Source organism: Methylobacterium sp. B1 (assembly GCF_000333255.1).
In the GTDB taxonomy this organism is placed as follows: domain Bacteria; phylum Pseudomonadota; class Alphaproteobacteria; order Rhizobiales; family Beijerinckiaceae; genus Methylobacterium; species Methylobacterium fujisawaense.
The window spans coordinates 1-8,433 of the sequence record NZ_BACT01000940.1 but is presented as its reverse complement, the minus strand read 5'-3'; the positions used below and the strand labels follow the sequence as shown (position 1 = coordinate 8,433).

6 protein-coding genes are annotated in these 8,433 nt (G+C 67.0%); 3 read left to right on the top strand and 3 right to left on the bottom strand.

All coding sequences use genetic code 11. The annotated features are described in order from the left end of the window. Window positions 1-107 precede the first annotated feature (107 nt). The 3 genes from I53_RS26435 to I53_RS30660 all read right to left on the bottom strand — a co-directional run bounded on the left by I53_RS26435 (window position 108) and on the right by I53_RS30660 (window position 2,992). On the bottom strand, window positions 108-1,442 hold the full coding sequence (locus I53_RS26435; RefSeq protein WP_085987709.1) for an HlyD family type I secretion periplasmic adaptor subunit: 1,335 nt from the start codon (window positions 1,440-1,442) through the stop codon (window positions 108-110). A gap of 194 nt (window positions 1,443-1,636) precedes the next feature. Beyond that, window positions 1,637-2,368, bottom strand: coding sequence for a M23 family metallopeptidase (locus I53_RS26430; RefSeq protein WP_374701375.1), 732 nt, complete (start codon window positions 2,366-2,368; stop codon window positions 1,637-1,639). A gap of 291 nt (window positions 2,369-2,659) precedes the next feature. Next, window positions 2,660-2,992 (bottom strand): hypothetical protein, encoded by a 333-nt coding sequence (locus I53_RS30660; RefSeq protein WP_051045084.1) that lies wholly within the window; start codon window positions 2,990-2,992, stop codon window positions 2,660-2,662. A gap of 490 nt (window positions 2,993-3,482) precedes the next feature. On the opposite strand from I53_RS30660, the gene I53_RS26420 reads away from it, so the two are divergent. From I53_RS26420 to I53_RS26410, 3 genes are all read left to right on the top strand, one after another. Beyond that, entirely contained in the window at window positions 3,483-4,292 is an 810-nt protein-coding gene (locus tag I53_RS26420; RefSeq protein ID WP_043356486.1) for a hypothetical protein, read from the top strand. A 204-nt stretch (window positions 4,293-4,496) separates the two neighbouring features. Further along, window positions 4,497-6,269 carry a type I secretion system permease/ATPase gene (locus tag I53_RS26415; protein WP_043356485.1) on the top strand — a complete coding sequence of 591 codons (1,773 nt, stop codon included), beginning with the start codon at window positions 4,497-4,499 and terminating at the stop codon, window positions 6,267-6,269. 1,129 nt (window positions 6,270-7,398) lie between these two features. Further along, window positions 7,399-8,433: calcium-binding protein (locus I53_RS26410; protein WP_043356483.1), on the top strand; the 1,035-nt coding region annotated here is incomplete at its 3' end.

Below are 8,433 nucleotides of genomic sequence, written 5' to 3'. Positions count from 1 at the left end.
GGCGCTCAGGCCAGCACGCGCGGCTGCCCGGACTTCTCACCCCGGGCGGACCGGAGCCTTCGTTCCTTGGCGCCCCGAACCGTCTGGAGCCATCGGCAGCGGGACGCTCATCGGTCTCGCCAAGCTTTGCTGATCTGATCCATCAGCGGCTTCGTCAGATATGACAGCACCGTGCGGTCACCGGTCTTGAGAAAGGCGTCGACCGGCATGCCGGGCACGAGCCGGATCTCGCCCAGACGCGCGCGCTCGGTATCGGAGACCCGGATACGCGCCTTGTAGAAGCTCAGGCCTGTCTTCGGATCCTGCGTCACGTCGGCCGCGACGCGATCCACGAGCCCGCTGATCTCGGGCGTCGTGCGCTGATTGAGCGCCGAGAAGCGCAGGGTCGCGAGCTGGTCGATCTGCACGTGATCGATATCTTTGGGCTCCACCCGGACCTCGACCGCGAGCTCGTCGGACTCGGGGACGATCAGCATCGCGGGTTCGTTGGGGGTCACGAGCCCGCCCACCGTGTGCACGGTCATCTGGTGAACGACGCCATCCTGCGGCGCCCGAAGATCAGTGCGCCGGAGCTGATCGAGGGCGGCTGTCCGCTTCTCCTCGTATTCCGCCCACTTGCTCCGGATCTCGGTCAGATCCCTGCTCACCTCGTTCCGCATGTCCTCATCGACCTGCATGATCTGCAGCTCGACCTCGTTGATCTTGCCCTTGGTCTGCGCGATCGAAGCGGCGAAACGGCCGCGATCCCCCTCCAGTCGCGCAGCTTCGCGTTCCAGGGAAGTGAGGCGGGGAAGCTGGACCAGGTTCTTCTGCCAGAGCTCGCGGATTCCCTTCAGCTCTTGGTCCACCGCGGAGACTTCCCGCGTCTTCGCGGTCATCTGATCGTTGATCCCGGCAATCTCCTGGCTGAGCTGGGCGATGCGTTCGCGCAGCTGAGCCTTGCGACCCTGTCGCGCCTTTCCGCGCGCGAGGAACAAGCGTGTCTCGCTGTCGATGAGGCGCGCGGCCGCGTCGTCCGAGGAGGCCCGGGCCTGGAGATCGGACGGGAAATTAAGGGCGATGTCGCCGTCGCGCTCCGCCTCCTCGCGCGTCCGCTTGGCCGCGAGCGCATCCATCGCGCGGAGAACGGTGTCGAGGATTGCCCGTGACTGCGTCTCGTCGAGCCGCACCAGGATGTCGCCGGACCTGACGTGGTCGCCTTCGTGCACGCGCAGCTCGCCGACGATCCCGCCGATCGGATGCTGAACCTTCTTCACGTCGCTCTCGACCACGAGCCTTCCGGACGCGATGACCGCGCCGCCGATCTGCGTGAAGCTTGCCCACCCGCCGACGCCGCCGACGAGCGTCATGACCAACAGGGCGGTGACGCGGACCTGCCGTCGGATCGCCGCCCGGGACGCGTGACCGAGGGGCGGTGACGCGTGCTCTGGTACGACGCGCATCGGAATTGCGGTGGGCATCCTGTCCCCCCTGGGGTGTGAAGCGGTGATGACAGCCCGACGCAACGGGCGGGTGCGCAGCGGACGGGGACGGCGGGTTGGAGCGGTCTCGACCGGAGGAGATGTTGTCGTACGCGCGTGCCGCGGGTCCGTGAGACAGGTCACAGAGGGGAGCCGGGTCCGATCCCGGCGGCGCGCTACGGGAGGGGCGCGACGAAGCGGTGTACGATGACGACCCGGCCGGCGCGCACGACCTCGTAGGTCGCCTCGTAGGTCCCCGCGCGAAAGCCCTCGGCCGGACGCCGCTTCCCGGTGAAGACCAGAGATTGCGCGCGTGGATTGGCGAGCGGCGACAAGCGGTTCTCAGCGAGAATCTGTCCGTCCGGAGCCCGGACGACAAGTCGCTGCACGTCGCCGACCTCGAGACTGATCGCCCGGACCCAAGCGACGAGGCTCTCCGCGCGTGCACCGAGGGGCCTGGCGGCGTCGGCCTCGACGGCCTCCATCGTCACGGGGCCGTCCGAGAAGCCGGAATTGAGGACCGTTCCGGAGCGGTAGCGAAGGCTCGCCCCGAGCGATTCATCCCAGAGGCTCGCGTCGCGGCCGATCTGGGCTGAACCCTCGATCGCGAAGGGATCGACGGGGCGACCGGCCCGGCGAACGGTGAAATGGAGATGCGAAAACTCCGTTGCGCCGGAGAGGCCGACGTGACCGATGACCTGACCGGCCGTCACGACCTCGCCGGGCCGCACCGTCAAGCTACCCTGGGCCAGGTGGCAATACTGGGTGTCGTACGAATCCGCATGCGCGATCACGAGACCGTTTCCGCATTCGACGCCCGCGACCTTCGCCATCCCGGTCTCGCGAACCGAGACGTCGGGCGCGTCGTTGCGGATGCGGAGCACGGTGCCGGCGGCTGCCGCCCGCACGGCTCCGAGCGGACCCGCTGCGGCGACGGAGGAAGGAAGGCGGAAGTCCGTGCCGTCATGCCGATCGTAGGTCTGCGAACCGCCGTGAAATCGCGGGCCGCGGGACCGGGTTCGCGATCAACGTAGTACTGGACGAAGCAGGTTCGGCCCGGTTCGCAGGCGAGCGGAAGCTGCAATCGAAGAGGATCGGCACTTGCTCGCGTCGACCCGAGGATCGTCACGAGGAGGCAGGCGAAGACGCGCGACGCTCGCATGATCGGCTCACTTTCATGGAAGTTCGACGTGATGGTCTCAGGCGGATCCGAGGGGGATCGCCCTGCCCTTCCCGGGCGAGACGCCGAAACGTGCGGCGACCTCGCCCTGCGAGGAACAGCGGGCTTCGCGGCTGCCGGCGCCAGCCGGAACGGCGCGCTTGAGGCTACCGCTGATCCAATTCGGCGGCAGCAGGTCACCGTCCGCGGTGACGATCCAGGGTTGCCGGTCGGGATGGGCCAGGACGGCGGCCGCCGCAGCGATCGCTTCGCGCAGGCTGGCGAACTGCACGGGATACCGTGAGAGGAAGCGGGCCGCTCCGGCGTGCCAGACCTTCAGGGACGCGGGACGTTCGAGGGTTTCGACTTCCATCGTTCGGATTCCCTGTGCGGTGGCGGCGCGCGGCCCCCAAGGGGATCCGGCGGCCTCAGATGCAGGTCACCTGCTGCTGTTCAGGCCCTGAATGTTCCACCCGCCCGGGCCGGCGACTGTGAGCGAGATCACCGAGTCGGGTGCGTCGGACGGGCGTCGGGAAACGCGACCGACGGTGACGGTCGGCCCGGTTCCGCGCGCAGGTCGCCCAGGCCAGCAAGGACCGGTTTTCCCGTGCGGAGCGACGGCCGCTGCGCCATGCCGATCGGATCGCGCAAGGGGTCTCCCATTGCCGTCGGCCGGGTCGGCGTCGCGGGTCGGCACGGCCTGGCAGGACCGAAACCTATTGACCGCCGGAAACAGCGAAGCGGGCGTGATCCCGATCACAGTTCGCCGCGGGAGTGCCGGTTCATATCGATCCAACGACGGGCGGCAGGCGCGAGACCGCCGCCGCGATGCAATCGCCGAAGCCTACCCGAGGAGACCGGTCATGTTCGAATTCTTGAAGAGGAGACTCCGGGCGCAGTCGTCCAAGCGGGTCACCGAGGTGGGCTGGACCATCGCCGATACCAAGGCAGCCATGATCTGGGACGACCCGGAGCCGTTCCGGCGGGACCTCGGCCGGGCCGCATCGGCCAAGTCGGTCCAGGGCTGCCCCGCAGCAATCGATTTCGACGCCCGTCACATCGTGATCCGATGCCCCGTCGACCTCCATCTACGCATCAGCCTGGAAGAGGGCCGTGCGCCGGTCCTGGAAAACGTGGACGGCGCGCGCAGCACGATCCGCCCCCAGCAGATCGGTCAGATGGTGAGCGTCGTGAACCCGGCCGAATGGCGCCATCCGAAGCGACCGATCCTTCAGATCATCACGCCCTATCTCTTCCTCTCGGACGAAGTCGCCTACATCAACCAGCTGCCGCCATTCCTCGACTACCAAGCCGAGCCGCTTCCAGGGACGCTGATCAGCGGCCGCTTCCCAGTCCACATCTGGCCGCGCCCCCTGATGTGGGCGTTCGAGTGGCACGATACGTCGAAGAACCTGATCCTGCGCCGCGGCCAGCCCTGGTTCTACGTTCGCTTCGACACCCTTGATCCCTCGAAGCCGACGCGCCTTGTGGAGGCGGAGATCACGCCGCCGGTGCAGCGCTACATCGACGACCTCAGCGGCGTCACGAATTACGTGAACCGCACCTACGCGCTGTTCGAGAGGGCCAAGCGGCGGCGCCCCGAGCAGTTGCTCGTTCCGCGCACGGACCGGAAGGCGTCGCGTTCGGCCGCCAAGTGCCCGATGGCCGCCTGACAGTGCCTGGACGAGGCTGACCGGTCGACACCGCAGACCGGCCCGCCCCGCCCCGAACCATCCCTGTGTGAGCCTGCTCACGGATTTCCGGCCCGGTCGATCGCAGTTTCAGGCATCCGGGCCGGTTGCGTGCACGCGAACTCCACGAACCGGCGCCATGCCGGGCTCGTTCGGCCAGACCATCCAGAAGAGGGACGATGTGCGATGAAACCCGCTTCCCTCGAACTCGGTGCGGCACTGTCGAGCTGCCGCTCGGCCCTGGCCAGCCTCATCGTCACCAGCGGCCTCCTCAACATCCTGTACCTGACAGCCTCGTTCTTCATGTTGCTGATCTCCGACCGTGTTCTCCCGAGCCGGTCGGTGCCGTCCCTCGTGGGTCTCGTTCTCCTGGCTCTGATGCTCTACGCCTTCCAGAGTGCCCTTGAGGCGCTCAGGGGCCGCATCCTGAGCCGGATCGGCGCCGTCCTCGATGAATGCCTGAGTCCGCACGTCTTCGCGGCGCTGGTGCGTGGTCCTGTGGAGAGCGGAGCGCCCGCCAACGGGCAGATGCCGCTGCGGGATCTCGATCAGGTGCGCGGCTTCCTCGGAGGCTCGGCACCGACGGCGCTCTGCGACCTGCCCTGGATGCCGCTCTACTTCATCATCTGCTTCCTGTTTCATCCCCTGATCGGCTTCACTACCGTCTCGGGCGCGCTCCTCCTCGTCGTGATCACTCTCGTCGCGGACCGCCTCACGCGCGGACCGTCGAAAGTCGCGACCGAGCACGGCCAGCGCCGGAGCGGCGTGACGGACGCCAGTTGCCGCAACGCCGACGTCCTGATCGCGATGGGCATGCAGGGCCACTTCGCGGCCCGGTGGCACGATGCCCACGCCCAGTACCTCCTGGCGCAGCAGCGCATGAGCGACGTCGCGGGTGCCTCGAGCGCCGTCTCGAAGGCAGCCCGGATGGCGCTGCAGTCGGGCGTCCTGGCGCTCGGCGCCTATCTGGTGATCCGCGGCGAGAGTTCGCCCGGCATCATCATCGCCTCATCGATCCTGCTCGGCCGCGCCCTGGCGCCGCTCGATGCGACGATTGCGAACTGGAAAGGTGTCATCGCTGCGCAGCAGAGCTGGAGCCGGCTCGCCGAAACGGTGACTAAGGCGTCGGCCACGCGGAACACCTCCACCCTGCCGGCACCGATGCACGTGCTCAAGGTGGAGGGCGTGAGCGTGGCCCCTCCCGGCAGCACGCGCCTGACGGTCAAGGAGGTGCAGTTCAGCCTGAAGGCCGGGCAAGCGCTCGCCGTCACCGGCCCGAGCGGGTCGGGCAAGTCGACCCTCGTGCGAGCGCTGGTCGGCATCCTGCCCCTGGCCAGAGGAACGGTCTGGCTCGACACCGTGCCGATCTCGCAATGGCAGGCCGCGGATTTCGGACGCCACGTCGGATACCTTCCGCAAGAGGTCTCGCTGTTCGCCGGCACGGTGGCAGAGAACATCGCCCGCTTCGCGCCCCAGGCGGACCGTGCCGAAATCGAAGAGGCCGCGCGGCAGGCGGGTGTCCACCCGCTGATCGAGAGCCTGCCAGAGGGCTACGATACGGTGTTGGGTGACGGTGGCACGGGCCTGTCGGGCGGCCAGCGCCAGCGCATCGGCCTCGCCCGCGCCCTCTTCGGCTCTCCTTTCCTCCTCGTCCTCGATGAGCCGAACGCCAACCTCGACGGCGAGGGAGACGCTGCCTTGACCCGGGCGATTCTCAGCGTTCGGGCCCGCGGCGGCATCGTCATTATCGTGGCCCACCGGATGAGTGCCTTGACGGCCGTCGACCTGATGCTGACGATCGAGGGCGGCCAACTCACGGCTTTCGGGACCAAGGACGAAGTGCTCCGCAAGATCCGGGATCCGTCAGGCGGCGAGGTGAAGACCGTTCGGACCGATGCCGGTCCTGGTCGCGCGGCGGCGCACCATCCGCCGATGCACATCGTGAAGGAGAGTGCCTGACATCGTCAGGCTTCCGGTGGAGACGCGGGGAGCCGACTTCGACACCGTAGAAAGTCCTGCGAGCGGGCGGTTCGGTTATCCGTGCCGCCCGCGCCTTGTTGGCGAAGGCATGCTCGGGATGGCCGTCGTGGCGGCGATCTGCGATGGACTAGCAGTCGCACGCTGCAACCTCTGGCGACACCGTGCTGCGAGATGCCGGTCCGCCTCCGCGCCGATGCCGAGTTCAGGTCCGGACCTGGCGTGAACCGGAAGCGGCGAGCCCCGGCGAGGCCGCAGTGCGGATAGACGACCGGGACTGCGGGTCTGACGGCATTGCCCAGCCCGCTGCCGCGCCGTCTCGCCCCGCACAAGATGGTCAAGTCGATTGATTCCGGCCGACAGCAGAGCGGTCGGCGAAGAGACCGCCGCATCTCCCGAGCGGCATACGCGAGGAAAATCACGGGCGTGACCGATGCCTTCTCGGCACTGTCGTGAGAGCGTCGACGGGCGTTTGACGCGCGTGCGCGACGTCGGGCGCGCTTCCGAAGCGAACGGGACTTCGACCGGCCAGCGAGCCAGCGCTGGCTCTTTCGGACGTCCGACCGCCCTGCGATCCACTTCCATGCATGTAAAATTCAACGGAGAGGGGAAAAGTGACGTCTGTTCAAGCCCCCGCAGCGAACCGGCATGATGCTGTATTGCCAAGACTTGTTATGATATTACAAAAATACAAAATCGTGTCGTGCCGTATATCGTAGTCCGAGGCAATGCGTAGGTGTTGTCGAAGGCCGCGCTTTCGTCGCGGGGACCGAGCGGCGCTTTGGGCGTGAAGTGGCGGTCCGTGGAACAGACTTACGGCAAAAGCTTCCTCGATGGGCGCTGAGGGCGATGCACCCGAACGGTGCCGTCGGCATGAGGCCACGGCCCGTTTCAGCAACACGCATGTCGGCCAGAAATAACGCCCGATCCGTCACTGAAGAGTTCAGCGTGATCTTCATCACGGTATCCGTCCCGACAGCATCGTAAAAGAAGGGCGACTTCGACGGGTCATCCCCAGATCGAGTCTCACGGATCGCAGGATAATCTCTGCGTTTCACAGATAAGCCTCAGGGCGGCAAGGCACCGTCCACCATCAAACGGAGCAACGGACATGGCTAAGATCTTCGGAACCCCTGGCGACGACACCATTTACGGTGGCGGCGGCAACGACACTATCTACGGTGGCGGCGGCAATGACACCATCTACGGCGGCGGCGGCAACGACACCGTCTACGGTGGCAAGGGCAACGACACCGTCTATGGCGGGTCGGGCAACGACCACCTCTACGGCGGAAAGGGCGACGACACCGTCTCCGGCGGCAAGGGCAACGACACCATCTCCGGCGGGTCGGGTAACGACCACCTCTACGGCGGAAAGGGTGACGACACCGTCTCCGGCGGCAAGGGCAACGACACCATCTCCGGCGGGTCGGGTAACGACCACCTCTACGGCGGAAAGGGCGACGACACCGTTTTCGGCGGAAAGGGCGACGACACCGTCTCCGGCGGCAAGGGCAACGACACCATCTCCGGCGGGTCGGGTAACGACCACCTCTACGGCGGAAAGGGTGACGACACCGTCTCCGGCGGCAAGGGCAACGACACCATCTCCGGCGGGTCGGGTAACGACCACCTCTACGGCGGAAAGGGTGACGACACCGTCTCCGGCGGCAAGGGCAACGACACCATCTCCGGCGGGTCGGGCAACGACCACCTCTACGGCGGAAAGGGTGACGACACCGTCTCCGGCGGCAAGGGCAACGACACCATTTCCGGCGGGTCGGGCAACGACCACCTCTACGGCGGAAAGGGCAACGACACCATTTCCGGCGGGTCGGGTAACGACCACCTCTACGGCGGAAAGGGTGACGACACCGTCTCCGGCGGCAAGGGTAACGACACCATCTCCGGCGGGTCGGGCAACGATCACCTCTACGGCGGAAAGGGCGACGACACCGTCTCCGGCGGCAAGGGCAACGACACCATTTCCGGCGGGTCGGGCAACGACCACCTCTACGGCGGCAAGGGCAACGACACCATTTCCGGCGGGTCGGGTAACGACCACCTCTACGGCGGAAAGGGTGACGACACCGTCTCCGGCAGCGAGGGTAACGACACCATCTCCGGCGGGTCGGGCAACGATCAC